This window comes from Pseudomonas syringae group sp. 26L6 (genome assembly GCF_032587815.1).
GTDB classification, from domain to species: Bacteria; Pseudomonadota; Gammaproteobacteria; order Pseudomonadales; family Pseudomonadaceae; genus Aquipseudomonas; species Aquipseudomonas amygdali.
The window spans coordinates 195,102-212,648 of the sequence record NZ_JAWHPJ010000057.1 but is presented as its reverse complement, the minus strand read 5'-3'; the positions used below and the strand labels follow the sequence as shown (position 1 = coordinate 212,648).

Annotated in this window: 17 protein-coding genes; 12 read left to right on the top strand and 5 right to left on the bottom strand. The window is 60.4% G+C overall.

The genetic code is table 11. The features are described 5' to 3' along the window. Nucleotides 1–31 precede the first annotated feature (31 nt). The 3 genes from RYA97_RS25910 to RYA97_RS25900 form a co-directional block, all read right to left on the bottom strand. Nucleotides 32–1,702, bottom strand: a complete 1,671-nt coding sequence (locus RYA97_RS25910; protein ID WP_005779752.1) for an amidase — start codon at nucleotides 1,700–1,702, stop codon at nucleotides 32–34. A gap of 88 nt (nucleotides 1,703–1,790) precedes the next feature. Then, nucleotides 1,791–2,423, bottom strand: coding sequence for an ANTAR domain-containing response regulator (locus tag RYA97_RS25905; RefSeq protein ID WP_005746856.1), 633 nt, complete (start codon nucleotides 2,421–2,423; stop codon nucleotides 1,791–1,793). Further along, nucleotides 2,420–3,568 (bottom strand): transporter substrate-binding domain-containing protein, encoded by a 1,149-nt coding sequence (locus tag RYA97_RS25900; protein WP_005746857.1) that lies wholly within the window; start codon nucleotides 3,566–3,568, stop codon nucleotides 2,420–2,422. The genes RYA97_RS25905 and RYA97_RS25900 overlap by 4 nt, the downstream gene beginning before the upstream one ends. 742 nt (nucleotides 3,569–4,310) lie before the next feature. On the opposite strand from RYA97_RS25900, the gene urtA reads away from it, so the two are divergent. The 11 genes from urtA to RYA97_RS25845 all read left to right on the top strand — a co-directional run bounded on the left by urtA (nucleotide 4,311) and on the right by RYA97_RS25845 (nucleotide 14,204). Beyond that, nucleotides 4,311–5,492: an urea ABC transporter substrate-binding protein gene (gene urtA / locus RYA97_RS25895; protein WP_005746859.1), complete on the top strand. Its 1,182-nt coding sequence runs from the start codon at nucleotides 4,311–4,313 to the stop codon at nucleotides 5,490–5,492. A gap of 66 nt (nucleotides 5,493–5,558) precedes the next feature. Continuing rightward, nucleotides 5,559–6,461, top strand: a complete 903-nt coding sequence (gene urtB, locus RYA97_RS25890) for an urea ABC transporter permease subunit UrtB (protein WP_005746860.1) — start codon at nucleotides 5,559–5,561, stop codon at nucleotides 6,459–6,461. 1 nt (nucleotide 6,462) lies between these two features. Continuing rightward, nucleotides 6,463–7,605, top strand: a complete 1,143-nt coding sequence (urtC, locus tag RYA97_RS25885; RefSeq protein ID WP_005779754.1) for an urea ABC transporter permease subunit UrtC — start codon at nucleotides 6,463–6,465, stop codon at nucleotides 7,603–7,605. Beyond that, nucleotides 7,602–8,339, top strand: coding sequence for an urea ABC transporter ATP-binding protein UrtD (gene urtD / locus RYA97_RS25880; protein WP_016981335.1), 738 nt, complete (start codon nucleotides 7,602–7,604; stop codon nucleotides 8,337–8,339). The genes urtC and urtD overlap by 4 nt, the downstream gene beginning before the upstream one ends. 2 nt (nucleotides 8,340–8,341) lie before the next feature. Next, entirely contained in the window at nucleotides 8,342–9,031 is a 690-nt protein-coding gene (gene urtE / locus RYA97_RS25875; protein WP_005746864.1) for an urea ABC transporter ATP-binding subunit UrtE, read from the top strand. Nucleotides 9,032–9,053: 22 nt separating this feature from the next. Next, nucleotides 9,054–9,494, top strand: coding sequence for an urease accessory protein UreE (ureE, locus tag RYA97_RS25870; RefSeq protein WP_005746865.1), 441 nt, complete (start codon nucleotides 9,054–9,056; stop codon nucleotides 9,492–9,494). Then, entirely contained in the window at nucleotides 9,491–10,222 is a 732-nt protein-coding gene (locus tag RYA97_RS25865) for an urease accessory protein UreF (RefSeq protein WP_005779762.1), read from the top strand. The genes ureE and RYA97_RS25865 overlap by 4 nt, the downstream gene beginning before the upstream one ends. 27 nt (nucleotides 10,223–10,249) lie before the next feature. After that, nucleotides 10,250–10,945, top strand: coding sequence for an urease subunit beta (locus RYA97_RS25860; protein ID WP_005779763.1), 696 nt, complete (start codon nucleotides 10,250–10,252; stop codon nucleotides 10,943–10,945). Between the two features lie 3 nt (nucleotides 10,946–10,948). Further along, complete coding sequence (gene ureC, locus RYA97_RS25855; protein WP_016981333.1) at nucleotides 10,949–12,661, top strand: urease subunit alpha; 1,713 nt, start codon at nucleotides 10,949–10,951, stop codon at nucleotides 12,659–12,661. A gap of 26 nt (nucleotides 12,662–12,687) precedes the next feature. After that, complete coding sequence (gene ureG / locus RYA97_RS25850; RefSeq protein WP_005746871.1) at nucleotides 12,688–13,350, top strand: urease accessory protein UreG; 663 nt, start codon at nucleotides 12,688–12,690, stop codon at nucleotides 13,348–13,350. Continuing rightward, nucleotides 13,347–14,204: an urease accessory protein UreD gene (locus tag RYA97_RS25845; protein WP_005779765.1), complete on the top strand. Its 858-nt coding sequence runs from the start codon at nucleotides 13,347–13,349 to the stop codon at nucleotides 14,202–14,204. Before ureG ends, RYA97_RS25845 begins: the two co-directional genes overlap by 4 nt. Before the next feature lie 68 nt (nucleotides 14,205–14,272). Here RYA97_RS25845 and RYA97_RS25840 read toward each other — a convergent pair whose 3' ends face one another. Next, on the bottom strand, nucleotides 14,273–15,364 hold the full coding sequence (locus tag RYA97_RS25840; RefSeq protein WP_316893339.1) for an NADH:flavin oxidoreductase/NADH oxidase: 1,092 nt from the start codon (nucleotides 15,362–15,364) through the stop codon (nucleotides 14,273–14,275). A 59-nt stretch (nucleotides 15,365–15,423) separates the two neighbouring features. Here RYA97_RS25840 and RYA97_RS25835 point away from each other — a divergent pair, with 59 nt between their 5' ends. Next, nucleotides 15,424–15,759 carry an ArsR/SmtB family transcription factor gene (locus RYA97_RS25835; RefSeq protein WP_005779766.1) on the top strand — a complete coding sequence of 112 codons (336 nt, stop codon included), beginning with the start codon at nucleotides 15,424–15,426 and terminating at the stop codon, nucleotides 15,757–15,759. 141 nt (nucleotides 15,760–15,900) lie between these two features. On the opposite strand, the gene RYA97_RS25830 is transcribed toward RYA97_RS25835, so the two are convergent. Beyond that, nucleotides 15,901–17,523, bottom strand: coding sequence for a methyl-accepting chemotaxis protein (locus RYA97_RS25830; protein ID WP_016981332.1), 1,623 nt, complete (start codon nucleotides 17,521–17,523; stop codon nucleotides 15,901–15,903). Nucleotides 17,524–17,547 lie beyond the last annotated feature (24 nt).

Sequence of the window (17,547 nt, the reverse complement as noted above, 5' to 3'; positions counted from 1 at the left end):
AGCGAGTATGCCCCTCGATCAGTCTCTGAACTCAAACACCCGGCGGCGTGGGAAACGCTCCGCGGGCGGTTTCATAAGCCTGCGCGACACGCAACGCCAAAGCATCCTTGAAGCGCGGTGCGACAATCATCATGGCGACCGGCAGGCCCTCGGCCAGGCCTGCCGGGATTGACGTGGCCGGGTGGCCGGTCAGGTCGAACGGCGCGGTATTGGCGAGCATGTTCAGGGCGCTGTGCACGTACTCTTCAATCGGCGCATCGGCGGCGGTCAGCGTGGTGGCTACAAACGGCATGGTCGGCAACACCAGCACATCAAAATTCTTGAATGCTTCGTCGTATTGACGGGTGAGTTCCGGCACCAGCATCCGCGCCTTGGCGTAGTAGGCACCGTGCAGGTTTTTCAGGCTGTAATGCCCGGTAAGTGCCACGGCACGCACGCTGCTGGACAATGCGTTGGCATGCTCACGACGCCTGGTACCGAAGTAGCTCATGATGTCGGGGTCGTAATAGCCGTCGACATTCATGCCATAGCCGTTGCCTTGCAGCATCTGATACGCCGCACCATCGGTGGCGATGACATTCCACATGTCCAGCGCCACACCGCGGTGCCACGGAACGCTTGCCTCTCCGACCGTCGCACCAAGGCTTTCCAACTGTGCCACTGCGGCGCGAACCAGGGCGTCTACTTGCGGTTCGGACATGCCGGGAATCGCAAAACCTTCGCGCAGCAGGCCGATTTTCAAGCCGGCAACGCCCTGATCGAGGGTCGCGACACAACTGACCGCCGGCGGGTTTTTCTGCCTTGAATCAAGCCCGTCAGCCCCGGCGATTACGTCGAGCATCACCGCGCAGTCGCGCACGTTATTGGCCATCGGACCGACATGGTCGATGGTCCGCTCGATCGGAAAAGCCCCGGTATAAGGCACAAGGCTGTAGGTCGGCTTGTGCCCGACGATGCCGCTCCAGGCCGACGGCATGCGGATCGACCCGCCCTGGTCGCCGCCGATGGCCATGTCCACTTCCTGCAAGGCGACCAGCACGGCGCTGCCGCTGGAGGAGCCGCCTGCGTTGTGAGTCAGGTCCCACGGGTTTTTTACCGCACCGGTAGCCGAGGTAAAACTGGCTCCGGAGAAACACAAGTCTTCACAGACTGATTTGCCGACCACCGTCGCGCCTGCGGCCAACAAGCGTTTGACCACCGTGGCATCTTCGGACGGCACGTAACCATCAAGGCTCAGCGAGCCGTTGGCCATCGGTACGCCGGCCACTGATACGTTGTCCTTGATGACCACCGTTCTACCCGCCAACGGGCCGCTCGCCGCACCGGCTATGTGCGTCTTCACGTACCAGGCGCCATGCAGGTTTTCGGCCTCTGTCGGTTTGCTGTGCTCGCGCAGCGGCGTGGGCTGCGCAACGTGAGCGGCGTACAGCTCATCAATGGCTTCGTAGGAGCCCAGGGTTTCGTCAGCAAGACTCAGGAACGATGCCATCTGGCTGTCTGACAGGTCGTACCCGTGATCCTGGGCGGCAATCAGAAAGTCGGCTTTGTCGGGGCGTTTTACGGACATGGTGTTCTCCAGATAACGGTAAGGGCCGCCCGGGATCGGGCAGACACTGACTGGAGCCGCCTGCGCAGGATGCGCAGGCATGGGCTCGATCCGGAGGACGCCGTTGTCCATGCCGGTCGCCACGCGGTGTTCCATACCTGCCGGTTCAGGGCGTATGGCAAGCGTCCGCGCAGAAGAGGATCAGACCGATGAGGCCCGACACTCGAAGCGAGTCTGCAGCCTGTCAGGAACAGGCTTGTTGAAACAGTTCGTGGGCCTTGACCAGCGCCTCGGCGATTTTCTCCACGGGCTCACGCTTGGCCATCGCCTGATCCCGCAGCGCGTTGTAAGCGTCTATTTCAGACATACCCTTGGTTTCCATCAGGATGATTTTTGCCTGCTGCACGGTACGCATCACCGCCATGCGCCCTTCCAGGCGCTTGACGTGTTTTTCCCGTTCCCGTGTTTTGCGTGCCTGGCTAAGAGTGATGGCCAGCGCCGTCAACAGGCCGAAAGACCTGACCGGCGAGGGAATCACCGAACAGGCATTGAGCTGCACCAGCGCCTCGACAATGATCGGGTTTTCATAGGCGATCACCGGAATGATCGGCGGCGTCGAGCTGTGCAGCAGCCAGGGCGTATTGGTCGACAGGCTTTCCGGCGACACCGCCAGCACGATCACGTCAGCCTCACTCTGCAACCGTTCGGGGATCGGCCACTGCACGCGTACCTGGCAACCAATACGCTGCAACTGGGCGATCAGGTTGCGACCGTCTTCATCATCGGGGTGCATCACCAGCACGCTGATGTCGCGCAGGTCCTTGATGCCGCCTGCGCTGTCGTTACGCAAACGTTTCTTGGCGGCACGCAGGGTCATGGACGCCTCCCGGTCAGGCTGGACCAGCCATTGAAGTCAGGCGCCACCGCATACGGATCGGGCTTCAGCGCTTTCTGACTTTCGTAAAGGATGTCGAACTGCCCGTCGGCATTGGCACGGCCGATCCGCGAGTACAGGTAGGTATGGTGATTGTGTTCATCGATACGCACCCGTCCCTGAGGCGCGTCGTATTCCAGACCGCGCATGGTCTGCAAGACATCCTCCACCTCCGTGCTGCCCGCCCGGGCTATCGCCTTGGCCAGCAGATGGACCTGAAAATAAGCGGCTTCCCAGCAGCGATCGGTCACTTGATGCTGGCCAAACATCTCCCGGTATTGCGCGATGCACTGGCGATTGAGCGGCGTATCGATCGACTGGAAGTAAGTGGCTGCCGAAATGTGCCCTGTGCCCAGATGAACGCCCATCTGCTGAATATCGGTTTCACTGGTGGTCACACTGGCAATCGGCATGACCGCAGGGTCGAAACCGGCATCGGCGTACGCTTGGTACAGGTGCGCCATGGTGTCACCGACCACGGTGGAAAAGATGAACGACGGTTTCAGCTCCCGGGCCTTGACCATGAGCCTGGCGAAGTCCTCTGGCCTGGCGTTTTTCAATGGCAAGTAGTACTCGCCCAGCTTGCTGCCACCGCGCTCGTAGAGCAGGTCGCTCATCAGCCGATTGGTTTCGTACGGGTAGACGTACTCGGAGCCGATCATCAGCACGCGACTGCCAAAGTGGTCGAACATGTAACTGCCCAATGGCACGGCGTTATGGTTCGGCGTGGCACCGGTGTAAATGATGTTGCGCGAATACTCGAAGCCCTCGTAGTAAACCGGATAGAGCAGCAACGCGTTGTACCGTTCGACGACGGGCAAGACTGCCTTGCGCGCCGCCGAGGTGTAGCAACCGAAGAAAAACCGCAGATTCTCTTCACGAATCAGCGATTCAACGTGCATGGCAAACAACGCAGGCGTTGAATCCGGGTTACGGGTAATCAGTTCCAGAGGACGGCCATTCACGCCTCCTGCCGCGTTGATCTGATGGATTGCAAACTGTGCGCCGCGCATTGTTGAACACTCACCGGCAGCAGTAACGCCGGTATTGGAAAACAGACCTCCTATGCGGATCGACGGGTCAACCATGTCTATGAACCTTGTTCAACGTGAGGTGAGACGCCCGAACCTGGCCGGGAGCCTGAAAGAAGACTGAGCGAATAACCGTGGATTCAACGGTGGCTCTCAGGCGGTTGTGCCTGGGGCTGGCGTGACGGCAGTGTCAGGACCAGTCGTGCGAGGGACCTTCCACACCTGCCGAGAGTGGGCGTGTGGCAAGAGACCCTGCGAGGGTGCTGATCAGGCTTATGCAGGGAGCGGGCCATAGGTGCTGCGTGGGTGTTGATGACTCGTGTGTCTGCTGGCCGGGGCGTTCCCTTGGTAACAGGCATTTGCTGGCAGAAACGGGCGTACATTCGCAGGGGGTCTGTCGCTCAAAACATAGCATTCGCGAACAAGTTCGCTCCCACAAAAGCTGTGCGAATGTCCCAGAAAAACGTCGGTAGCCTCACGTTTTTGGTGCGCAAGAGGCCCGTTCGCGCCAAAGCGGCGCATGCCGGTTTGTTCGTGCAATTAATGCAGGGATGCTCTGCCACACGGTTTCAAAACCCGTGCAAACAGCCGTTTCGGAACTTGGCATTGCCCTTGCTATGTTCCCCCTGAGACATCGCGCCAGCTGTCTGCCCTACGCCCCCTTGGCAAGTAGGGAGACACCTCGCGTACGACTGGATCGGACACAGTTTGTCCCGCCAGATTCGGCACAGAAGCCTGACATCCCGCCCATTGATTTGGCCGGGATGTCGGGCTTTTTTTATTCCTGGGAGAAAAGTGAATGCACAACGACAAACGCCGTTTGATCAAGCATGCTCTGTTGCTGGGTACGATCAGCCTGCTGCCGTTTTCCCTGATCGGTGAGGCGCAGGCGGACGAGACTGTGAAAGTCGGCATCATCCACTCGCTGACCGGCACCATGGCCATCAGTGAGGCCTCGGTGGTCGACGCCGAAAAGCTCGCCATCGAAGAGATCAACGCCAGTGGCGGCGTGATGGGTAAAACCATCGAACCGATCGTTGAAGATGGTGCCAGCGACTGGCCAACCTTTGCCGAGAAAGCCCGCAAGCTGCTGGAAAACGACCACGTCGCAGTCACCTTTGGCGCGTTCACCTCGGCGTCGCGCAAAGCGGTGCTGCCGGTCTTCGAGCGCAACAAAGGCCTGCTCTATTACCCGACCTTCTATGAAGGGCTGGAAAAATCCCCGGCCATTATCTACACCGGCGCAGAGGCCTCGCAGCAGACCCTGGCAGCCGTCACCTGGCTGATGGCCAACAAGGGCAAAAGCGTCTATCTGGTCGGCTCCGACTACATCTGGCCACGCACTACCAACAAGCTGGCGCGGGCATCGGTCACCAAACAGGGCGGCTCCATCGTCGGCGAAGACTACCTGCCGCTGGGCGCTATCGAATTTTCCTCGGTGATCAACAAGATCAAGGTGGCCAAGCCGGACATCGTGCTGTCGACCATCGTCGGCGGCTCGAACGTGGCGTTCTACAAGCAGCTCAAGGCTGCCGGTATCGACAGCAGTAACCAGACGCTGATGGGCCTTGCGATCACTGAAGAGGAAGTCACCGGCATCGGCGCGGAAAACCTCGTCGGCTTCCTGACCTGCATGAGCTACTTCCAGAGTCTGAAAAACCCGGTCAACGAGAAGTTCGTTCAGGCCTTCAAAACGCGCTACGGGCAGCAACGCGTAGTCGGTGACCCGATGGCAGCAGCCTACACCGCGGTGTACCTGTGGAAAAAAGCCGTCGAGAAAGCCGGTAGCTTCGACGTGCCCAAGGTGATTGCCGCCTCTTCGGAGCTGACCCTCGACGCCCCGGAAGGCGAGATCAAGGTGCACAAAGACAACCACCATCTGTGGAAACGCGCACGCATCGGCACGCTCAACGCGCAGGGTCAGGTGGACGTGATCTACGAGTCCGCACCGATCGAGCCCAACCCGTTTCCGAAACTCTGATACCGGGCCGGGCGCGATCTGGTTCGCGCCCGCTTTCGTCAATGTGCAGCAACAGGTAGCGACGGCATGACTCTCGATACGCTGGTAATGCAAGTTTTCAGCGGGTTCTCGCTGTTTTCCGTGCTGGTGCTGATGGCACTCGGGCTGACCATCGTGTTCGGCCTGATGGGCGTGATCAACATGGCCCACGGTGAACTGATGGCGATGGGCTCATACATGACCTACGTCACCTCCGTGGTGTTTCAGCGCTACTTCCCCGAGCTCATGGGCTGGTATTTCATCATAGGCATCGGGATGGCCTTTGTGGTGACCTTCGCCTTCGGTCTACTGCTGGAACGCTGCTTTATCCGCTTCATGTACAACCGGCCACTGGACACATTGCTGGCAACCTGGGGGCTGTCGCTGGTACTGCAGCAACTGTTCCGCCAGGTCTTCGGCCCCAAGGAAGTCAGCGTGCCCACCGTGCAGTGGTTGCAGGGAGCATGGAAAATCAGCGACGGGCTGGAGCTGCCCCTCAACCGGATTTTCATCATCGGTCTGACCTTCGTGATTGCCGCTGCGGTGTTCCTGTTCCTCTACCGCAGTCGCTGGGGCCTGCGCATTCGCGCCGTGACCCAGAACCGCGCCATGGCCGGTGCAGCCGGGATCAACACCGCGCGGGTCGATTCGGTGACGTTCGCGCTGGGCTGCGGCCTGGCGGGTATTGCCGGGAGTTCATTCACCATGCTCGCCTCCACCGGCCCGGTGAGTGGCCAGCAGTATCTGGTGGATACCTTCATCGTGGTGGTGTTCGGCGGCGTCGAAAGCCTGCTCGGCACCTTTCTCTCGGCATTCGCCATCGGCCAGACGCAGATCTCGCTGGAATACCTCACCACCGGCTCCATGGCCAAGGCGATCACCCTGCTGGTGGTCATCGTGCTGCTGTTTTTCCGCCCCAATGGCCTGTTCGCCACGAAAGTGAGACGTTGAGATGAACAACATGACTGAAAAGCCACTGGCCGGGACGCCGGTCAAAGCGGCCCGATCAGACTGGCTGAGTGGTGGCTGGTTGTCGCTGATCGAGCGCTACAGCCTGATCTGGCTATCGCTGCTGTTGTTGGTGGTATTGCCGCTACTGCTGGGCGATTTCCGTCTGGGGCTGGCGGGCAAATACCTGAGCCTGGCGTTCTGCGCCGTGGGCATGGTGATGATCTGGGGCTACGGCGGCATTCTCAGCCTCGGCCAGGGGATCTTCTTCGGCCTGGGCAGCTACATGATGGCGATGTACCTGAAACTGGAAGCCACTGCCACGGACGAAGCCGCCAGCGCCCTCGCCGCTTTCTACGGCTCGGCGCTGCCGGACTTCATGATCTGGAACAGCGTCGAGGCCCTGCCCTGGTGGTGGAAACCGTTTGAATCGGCCACCTTCACCCTCGCAGCGATCCTGATCCTGCCTGCGCTGCTGGCGTTTCTGTTCAGCTATGCCTACTTCAAGAAGCGCGTCGGTGGCGTGTACTTCTCGATCATTACCCTGTCACTGGCCTCGATCATGTCGATCATGATCATCGGCCAGCAGGGCTACACCGGCGGTGTAAACGGTCTGACCGACTTCAAGACCGCCTTCGGCATGAGCCTGCAAGCCCCTCAGACGCCCTGGATTCTTTACCTGATCACCACGCTGTTACTGCTGGCCAGTGTGGCAATGTGCGGTTTCATTCTGCGCAGCCGCCTGGGCAAGGTCGTCGTGGCGATCCGTGACCGCGAAGACCGGGTGCGCTTTTCCGGCTACAACACTGCGTTGTTCAAGGCGTTCATCTTCGCCGTGGCGGCCCTTATTTCAGCGCTGGGCGGCGTGATGTTCACCCTGCAGGTTGGTCTGGCTTCGCCATCGCTGGTGGGCATCATTCCGTCCACGGAAATAGTGATCTATGCCGCGCTGGGCGGTCGCCTTTCACTGGTCGGCGCGGTATACGGCACGCTGCTGATCGGGGCAGCCAAGACTTACCTGTCGGAGAACTTCGTCAGCTTCTGGCAATACTTCATCGGCTTTCTGTTCATGGCGGTGGTGCTGTTCCTGCCGACCGGCCTGGCCGGGCTGTTGCAACGCCTGAGCAACAAGGAGGCGCAGTCATGAGCGCAATGTTACTGAGTGTCGAAGACCTGACCGTGTCATTCGATGGCTTCAAGGCGGTCGATAACCTCAACTTCTATGTCGAGGAAAATCAGGTGCATGTGGTGATCGGCCCCAACGGCGCGGGCAAGACCACCCTGCTCGACATGATCTGCGGCAAGACCCGCCCGAGCGCAGGCAGTATCCGCTTCAAGGACCTGCAACTGGCGAACATGATCGAGTACCAGATCACCCGCGCAGGCGTGGGCCGCAAGTTTCAGAACCCGTCGGTGTACGAAGACCTCACCGTGCGTGAAAACCTCGACATTTCCTCACCGGACAAGCGCGGCATCTTCAACTGCCTGTTCGCCGGGAAGAACGCAGCACTGAGCGCCGAAATCGAACAGACCGCCGAGATGATCTTTCTCAAGGACCAACTGGGGCGCAAGGCCGGGCTGTTGTCTCACGGCCAGAAGCAGTGGCTGGAGATCGGCATGTTGTTGATGCAGCGTCCGGAACTGCTCCTGCTCGATGAGCCCGTGGCTGGCATGAGCGCTGGCGAGCGGGAGAAAACCGCCGGCCTGCTCAAGCTCATCGCCAAGGGCCGGGCAATGGTCATCATCGAGCACGACATGGAGTTCGTGAAATCGGTGGCCGACAAGGTCACCGTCCTGCATCAGGGCAAGACCCTGGCCTACGGCTCGATGGATCAGGTGCAGAACGATCCTCGCGTCATCGACGTCTACCTGGGGCACTGAACATGCTGAATGTCTCTCACCTCAATGTGTATTACGGCGACAGCCATGTGCTGCGTGACCTTAGCCTGGAGCTTGCACCGAGCGAGTCGCTGGCGATCATGGGCCGTAACGGCATGGGCAAGACCACGCTGCTCAGAAGCCTGGTGGGCATGCTGCCGACCCGCAGCGGCAGCATCACCCTGGCCGGGCAGGAACTGACTGGCAGCAAGAGCTATGAGCGGGTCGCAGCCGGGGTCGGTTTCGTACCGCAGGGGCGGATGATCTTCCCCTACCTGAGCGTCGAGGAAAATATCCTCACCGGCATGCAGGGCGCACCCGCTGCGCCGATTCCCGACTACGTCTACGAATACTTTCCGGTGCTGTTCGAAATGCGTCGGCGCAAGGGCGGCAACCTCTCCGGCGGCCAGCAGCAACAGCTGGCCATCGCCCGGGCATTGGTCTCCAACCCCAAGGTGTTGATCCTCGATGAACCCACCGAAGGCATCCAGCCCTCGATCATCAAGGACATCGCCAAGGCCCTCAATCTGCTGAAAAAGGAGCGCGGGTTTTCGCTGATTGTTTCCGAGCAGGTGCTGTCGTTCGCCATGGCCGTGGCTGACCGCTATCTGATCATCGAGAAAGGCGAATTCGTGCACAGCGAAGTCCGCGAAACCGTCGACCGCGAGCGCATCCTGCGCTACCTGACCATCTGAATAGAGCACAGGAGCCATCGCCATGCTGATACTCGACCGCATTCTGGGCCAGGCCAGCGACCCTGCCCTCGCCGACCGCCTGCATGACCTGAGCCACGCCGGACAGGTCGAAACCCTGAGCCTGTCCGGCAGTGACATTCAGCGCCATCGCCTGCGCCTGGCCAGTGATCGGGGCACCGACTGCGCCATTCGCCTTGAGCGTCACCAGCAGCTGCGCAACGGCTCGGTGCTGATGCTCGACAGTCAACGCGCCATCGTCGTGCAGATGCAGGATCAGGAATACCTCGACCTGTTGCCAAGGGACGCAGCAGCGGCGCTGGAGCTGGGTTATTTCGCCGGCAATATGCATTGGGCAGTGCGCTTTGCCGGTGACATCCTGCAAATACCGCTCAATGGCCCGCAAGCCGATTACCTTGAACGTCTGGCCCCCATGCTTGCGGACGGCCGGGTGCGATGCGCATGAACGCCATGAGCAGTCTGCTGCTTGCCCTGCAACAGGCCGACAGCTTCTTTCCCGGTGGCGCGGTGGCATGGTCGTGGGGCCTGGAAACCCTGCTGGCTGACGGGTATCTCGGCAATGGCGAAGTCGTCGTGCCACGCCGCCGACAGCGAACCGTTCGCCTCAACCGCAGTGCCGAGGTGCACGGCTTTGTCGAAGGCCAGTTGCGCCACCGCTGGAACAGTTTTGACCGGGTATTTCTACTTGCTGCATGGCGCACGGCCGATGACCAGCCTGCGTTGATGGCCATGGACGCGCAGATCGAAGCCTTGACCCTCGCCGAGGAACTGCGTCAGGGCTCACGGCGTGTAGGCCAGGCATTGCTGGCCGTGCACGTCGCGTTGGGCATGCAGGATGCGGCGGCTTATCAACAGCAGGTTCTGGCGGGTAACGCGCCGGGGCATTTGCCAGTTGTGCAGGGCTTGCTCTGGAACCGTCTGGGCATGCAGCGCGATCACTGCCAGCTGGCGGCGGCGCACGGTTTGTGTACCGGGCTGGTCAGCGCCGCCGTGCGCCTGGGGGTCATTGGCCATATCGATGGGCAACGGGTCCTGACCAATATCCAGCCGCTGATCACCGAACTTCTCGCAATGGAGCCACCCACCCCGGACGACGCCTGTGGTTTCACGCCCATGGCCGAAATCGCTGTGATGCGCCACGAGACCCAGGACCTGCGCCTGTTTGCCAATTGAGCCAGCCACCCTACCGGGAGCCCTGTCATGCTGCTGACCCCCACCGAGCTTGAACGACTGACGCTATATACCGCCGCCGAACTGTCACGCAAACGCCGCAGCAAGGGCCTGCGCCTGAATTTCCCGGAAGCCTCGGCCCTGATTGCCGACGAGATTCTTGAAGGCGCACGCGAAGGCCGAAGTGTTGCCGAGCTGATCGGGTTCGGCTCGACCATTCTCAATACCGATGATGTGATGCCAGGCGTCGCCGACCTGCTGCCCGTGCTGCAAGTGGAAGGCACCTTCCCGGACGGCACCAAACTGGTCACCGTGCACCAGCCCATCAGGCCGGGCAAACTGCCGCTTACCGTCATGCCGACACCTGGCGAGATACTCTCGCCGGACAGCGATATCCAGCTCAATAGCGGCCGACCGACCGCGACCCTGCGTGCGATCAATACGGGTGACAGGCCGGTACAGATCGGCAGCCACTACCATTTTTTCGAAGTCAACAAGGCGCTGGATTTTCCGCGCGAAACGGCCTTCGGCATGCACCTGGACATTCCCGCGGGCACGGCGGTGCGTTTCGAACCGGGCGAGCTGCGCGAGGTGCAACTGGTGCAGTTCGGCGGCACTGGTGACATTCACGGTTTCAGCGGCCTGACCAATGGCAACCTGCACGACCCGGCCTGCAAACAGACAGCGCTGGAGCGTGCCCGCGCCCAACATTTCAAAGGAGCCTGAAGCATGGCGACGATGACCCGCAAGGAATACGCGGCCATGTACGGCCCCACCAAGGGCGATGCAGTGCGCCTGGGCGACACCTCGTTGCTGGCCGAAGTCGAATTCGACTACTCGGTGCCCGGCGACGAGTGCCTGCACGGCGGCGGCAAGACCCTGCGCGACGGCATGGGCCTGATGCCCGGTCATGACAGCGCCGACGGTGCCCTGGACATGCTGATCTGCAACGCGCTGATCATCGACCCGGTGATCGGTATCGTCAAAGGCGACATCGGCATCAAGGATGGCAAGATCGTCGCGATTGGCAAGGCAGGCAATCCGCAGATCATGGACGGCGTACACCCACAACTGATCTGCGGCGTCGCCACCACGGTGCGCGATGCCGAGGGACTGATCGTCACCCCCGGTGGCATCGACGTGCATGTGCATTTCGACTCCGCGCAACTGTGCGAGCACGCGCTGGCGGCGGGCCTGACAACCCTGATCGGCGGTTCACTGGGACCGATCACGGTCGGCATCGACTGTGGCGGGGAATGGAATGTCGGCAAGATGTTACAGGCCGCCGAAGCATGGCCGATCAACTTCGGCTTTCTGGGGCGCGGTAATTCAAGCAAGCCCGAATCGCTGCTCGGGCAACTGCGCGGTGGCTGTCTGGGGTTGAAGATCCATGAAGACTGGGGTGCCATGCCTGCGGTGATCGACACCTGCCTGAAGGTGGCCGACGAATACGACTTTCAGGTCCAGTTGCACACTGACACGCTGAATGAATCCGGGTTTCTTGAAGACACACTGGCGGCCATCGGCGACCGCACCATCCACATGTACCACACAGAAGGCGCAGGTGGCGGACACGCCCCGGACATCATCAGTGTGGCGGGTAAAAGCAACTGCATCCCCTCCTCCACCAACCCGACCAACCCTTACACGGTGAACACGTTCGACGAGCACCTGGACATGATCATGGTCTGCCACCACCTCAATCCAGACGTACCGGAAGACGTGGCGTTCGCCGAATCGCGGGTACGGCCACAAACCATCGCCGCTGAAGACATTCTTCACGACACTGGCGCCATTTCGATTCTCGGCTCTGACAGCCAGGGCATGGGGCGCATCAACGAGGTGATCTGCCGCACCTGGCAACTGGCATCGAAAATGAAAGACCAACGCGGCCGCCTGCCGGAAGAAACCACGGCACTGGGCGACAACGAGCGGATCAAGCGCTACATCGCCAAATACACCATCAACGCTGCGCGGGTGTTCGGCATCGATAGCTACATCGGCTCGCTGGAGCCCGGCAAACTGGCCGATCTGGTGCTGTGGCGACCGGCGTTCTTTGGCATCAAGCCGGAACTGGTGGTCAAGGGCGGTTTTATTGTGCATGGCGTGATGGGCGATTCCGCCGCTTCGCTGTACACCTGCGAGCCATTGGTGATGCGCCCGCAATGGGGGGCGTTTGGCGAGGCGAAGCAGGCGCTGTCGGTCAATTTCGTCAACCGCCTCGCCGTCGAGGCCGACACCGCTACACGGCTGGGGCTCAAGAAGCAACTGCTGCCCGCGTTCGGCACGCGCACCCTGCGCAAGTCCGACATGTTGCACAACGATGCCTGCCCGGACATCCACGTCGACCCACAGACCTTCGACGTGTATGCCGACGGCGAGCGTCTTTACTGCGAACCGGTCAGCGAAGTGCCCCTCGCGCAGCGCTACATGCTGCGCTGAACCTCCACCACACAGGAAACCCGACGATGAGCCTGCCCTTGAATGCACCCGCCACGCACACCGATGTCCAGCCTCACCCCGGCGCTGCCCGAGTCGGAATCGGCGGCCCGGTAGGCTCGGGAAAAACCCGTTTGCTGGAACAACTGATTCCACGTTTTATCGCGCGTGGCATCGAGCTTGCGATCATCACCAATGACCTGGCCACTCGCGAGGATGCCGAGCGCGTGCAGCGCAGTGGCCTTATCGACCCGCAACGGGTGCGCGCAGTGGAAACCGGTGCCTGTCCGCACACCGCCATTCGCGAAGACCCAACCCTCAACCTGCAAATGGCTGACGAGCTGGAAGCACGTTTCGGCAATCTCGACCTGGTGCTGATCGAGTCAGGCGGCGACAACCTGGCCTCGACCTTTTCGCTGGATCTGGTGGACTTCTGGATCTTCGTCATCGACGTCGCGGGCGGTGACGACATACCGCGCAAACGTGGCCCCGGCGTATTGAGCTGTGACCTGCTGGTGGTCAACAAATATGACCTGGCGCCTTATGTGGGCGTTGATCTGCCACGCATGCGGCGCGAATCGGCGGACGCGCGAAATGGCCGGCCCGTCCTGTTTACCAACTGCGGCACCGGTGAAGGTGTCGACGCAGTGGTTGACGCGATAAGCCGCGCCGTATTGTTCGACCGCCCATGAACGCCCATCAAACGTTACTGCCCGTCCAGGCCAAAACCACGGCGCATATTGCCTTCAGCAAAGCGCCTTCGGGGGCCAGTTATGTATCCCGTCAGGAAGTCGGCTACCCCTTCCACCTGGGCCGCACGCTGAAACTGCCACAGGACCCGCCCGGCATGGCGGCGATTTATCTGCAGTCCTGCTCGGGCGGCCTGTTTGCCGGGGAAGCACTGCACCTGCAACTGCACGCCGGGCCGCACACGCAGGTGCACGTCAGCACGGGCGCTGCGACGGTTGCTCACAGCATGCTGGAACGGTCCGCGCGGCAGACCGTCACGCTGGTCGCCGAACCTGGCGCGCTGCTGGAGTACCTGCCGATGGCCACCATTCTGTTTCCGCAGACGCAGCTGCACAGCCTGGTAAATGTCACCTTGCACCCCGATGCGCGGGTCATGTTGTGCGACGCTTTCTGCCTGCATACGCCCCAAGGCAGCGAGGGCTTACCCGGCTTTTACCACGCCGATCTGCAGATTCACTGCCCGGCCGGAAAACTGCTGGCCGGTGATCGGCTGGCAATGACTGGCGCAGACCTGCAACGTCGTTTGCCGGGCGTCAGCGGTCAATTGCAAGCCTTGGCGACGTTCATGCTGGTGGGTCAGGGTTTGCCTGTGGAGGATTTGAAACGGGCCTTGCGCGATACATTGCGCATCGTCCCAGAGAGCTATCTGGGCGTCAGCGCGCTGCCGAACGATTGCGGTGTTTCAGTACGCATCATGACCGCCGATGCCGTGGCACTACGCAACGCCCTGCACCTGGCCTGGGCGTGCGCTCGCCAGCAACTGACCGGCATTGCGCCGCGGGCGCGGCGCAAGTGAAACAGCGCGGGTTTGATCGTGGCACCGGGGCTGATGCAGATCGATGCAGCCCCGGTCGTCACACTGGCTCAGCGATAACGTTCAAGCCAGTGAGCGTAAGGCGCAGGCAGAGTCCAGGCTGATTTTTCGACACCCAGCTCTTTCGCTGCGAAGTACGCCCAGTGCGGGTCGGCCAGATGCGCACGGCCTATCGAAACCAGGTCAAGCTGGCCGGATTTAACCGCTTCTTCAGCGAGTTTCGGCTCGCCAAAGCCCCAGGCGCTGGTCACCGGAATATCTGCTTCACGGCGCACACGCTCGGCAATTGGCCCCATGAACGCAGGCCCCCATGGAATGTTGGCGTCTGGCGTGCTGAAACCGACGCTGACACTCAACAGATCCAGACCACCAGCCTTGAAGCGACGCGCCAGCTCGATGGACTCGGTGAGGGTCTGTTCGTCACGACCGTCGTATTCAAGTACCCCAAAGCGTGCTGTCAATGGCAGGTTTTCCGGCCAGACTTCACGCACCGCTGCCAGCGTTTCAAGCAGGAAACGGCTGCGGTTATCGAAGCTGCCGCCGTATTCATCGGTGCGCTGGTTGGAGTGCTCGGAGAAGAAGCTCTGCCCCAGATAACCGTGGGCAAAGTGCAGTTCGATCCACTCAAAGCCCGCATCACGAGCTCGACGGGCGGCATCGACGAAGTTCTGACGAACGCGGGCGATATCTTCCAGGGTCATGGCGCGCGGGACTTTCGGCAGGTTGGCACCGAACGCAATAGCGGAAGGCGCAATAGTGTCCCAACCGCGCGAATCGGAAGCGACAATGTGGTCGTCGCCTTCCCATGGACGATTGGCGCTGGCCTTGCGTCCTGCGTGGGCGATCTGGATGCCCGGCACGCAACCTGCGTCCTTGATGGCTTTGACAATCGGCACGAAAGCCTGCGCCTGCTCATCGTTCCAGATACCGCTGCAACCGGGGGTGATGCGCCCTTCCGGTGCAACCGCGGTGGCCTCAACCACCAGCAAACCTGCACCGCCACGCGCCATACTGGCAAGGTGAACGTGGTGCCAGTCATTGACTACCCCGTCGATTGCCGAGTATTGGCACATCGGAGGAATGGCGATTCGGTTACGCAGCGTCACGTCTTTCAGTTTGAAGGGTTCGAACAATGCAGACATTGAAAAGCTCCAGTAGGCCAGATGACTTTTGATTTCAGTTGTTCGATGGTAATCGAACTATGGCAATCAACGGAAGCCTTGATATCATCCGCACCATGCGAACCTTCCAACACCCTGATCCAGAAGACCTCACCCTCGAACGCGTGCTCTACGCCTTGAGCGACCCGGTGCGCATGGAAATTGTGCGCTACCTTGCGGGTGTCGCCGAAGCCACTTGCGGTGAGCTGGACGGTGGCCGGCCGAAATCCAGCATGTCCCACCACTTCCGTGTTTTACGGGATGCCGGGCTCGTGCAGACGCGAAACATCGGCACCACGCACATGAATTCGTTACGCACTCAGGTGCTGGAGAGCCGGTTTCCGGGGTTGCTGGGGAGTATTCTGGCGCAGCGGTAAAGCAGCAAGGCGTCATTCCTGAGCACCTGTGCTGTCACTTCATTGCATGAATGCGAAAACGCCCGGTATCAGTCAATTGCCTGATACCGGGCGTTTCTTTGCTGCTGCGAATCTATTTACCGACTCGCTTGTCAGGCTGCCTTACAGCTGAAATTTCCCCACTTCCGTCTGCAGACTGGTGGCGAGGTTTTTCAGCCCGCCGCTGGTCTTGAGCAGTTCCTGAACCGACATGTTGTTCTGTTCGGCCATTTGCGCAGAACGCTCGACATTGCGTGCCACATCCTGGCTGGCTGCGGTTTGCTCACGCAGTGCAAAGGATATCTGGTCGACCACTTGCAGAACCTTGCCCGAACTGTCGCGAATCTCGATGATGGCCTGACCGGCCGTGCCAGCCATCTCCACACCCTGATTCACCTCCTGAACACCGCTGCGCATGCTCTCGACCGTTTCGCGTACGCCTGCCTGAATTTTCTCGATCATTCCGGCAATTTCCTTGGTGGACTTGCCAGTGTTCTGTGCAAGCAGGCGTACTTCATCGGCAACCACGGCGAAGCCGCGACCTTGCTCACCGGCACGAGCCGCTTCGATAGCCGCGTTGAGCGCCAGCAGGTTGGTCTGGTCGGCGATGCCTTGAATCACGCTGATGATCGATGAAATGTGCTCGGAGTGCTGACCCAGGCCTGCGACCTGTGTTGACGACAGCTGCACGGTCTTGGCAATGCCGTTCATGCTGGACAGCGTATTTTCGATGACCTGCGCACCATCCTTTGACTGCTGACCCGAACGACTGGCGAGTTGATGCGCCTCATCGGCATTTTCGGAAACGTGGTGGATGCTGACGGTCAGCTCTTCAATGGTGGCCGCCATCATCGACGCAGACGTCGACTGTTCCTGAATTGCACCAGAAAGCTGCTCGGAGGCACCGGAGATCTGTTGCACGGCGAGTACCAGCTGATTAGCCGCCTGGCTGATCTGTTGAATCATCTCACGCAGGCGGTTTTGCATGCGATCGAACGCTTTCGGCAGTTCGTCGTGGCTGCTGGTGTCGATCACAGTGTCCAGCTTGCCATTGGCAATTGCCGTTGCAGCATCGATGGCCAGTTGCAGGCGTGCTGTGGTGCTGCGCCCCAATGCGGTAGCCAGGATAGCCGAGAGCAGCGCTGCCGCAAGGCCGCCACACATCAGAATCATGATAGCGAAATGCTTGGCGTCCAACATATTCTGGGTTCTTTCCACCAGAAGCTTGTTCTCGGTGGCGCTGATTTCAGCCAATAAAGCACGCATGCTGTCCATCTTGGCCTTATCGGCACCGGAGGTAATGCGATTGTCCAGCTCGTCATCGGACATGTTGCGAGCGGTCAGGTCGCGGCGCAGGGCGATGATCGGATGGATATCTTCATCGAGCCAGCGCTTCTGAGTTTCACCCAGCGAGGTCAGACGACGCTGTTGTTCCGGGTTATCGGCGGTCAGGCGCTTGAGCGAATCGAGCTCTTCGGTGAAACGCTTTTCACCTGCTAACAGCGGCTCCAGAAAGGCATCTTTCGAGGCGATAACAAAGCCTCGCATACCCGTTTCGATATTGATTAGTTGCTCAAGAGCCAGTTGTGCATCACTGAGTACCTGATAGGTATGGACGTTGCTGTTAGTAGCGTCCTCAACCTGCTCGAAGCCTCTGTAGGAACTGAACACCAGCACGGCGATTAGAACGACTATAGCAACGAAACTGAAGTACAGCTTTTGCGAGATGCTGAGCTTGCTGAACATGATGTTAATCCTTAGCCGTGCCTG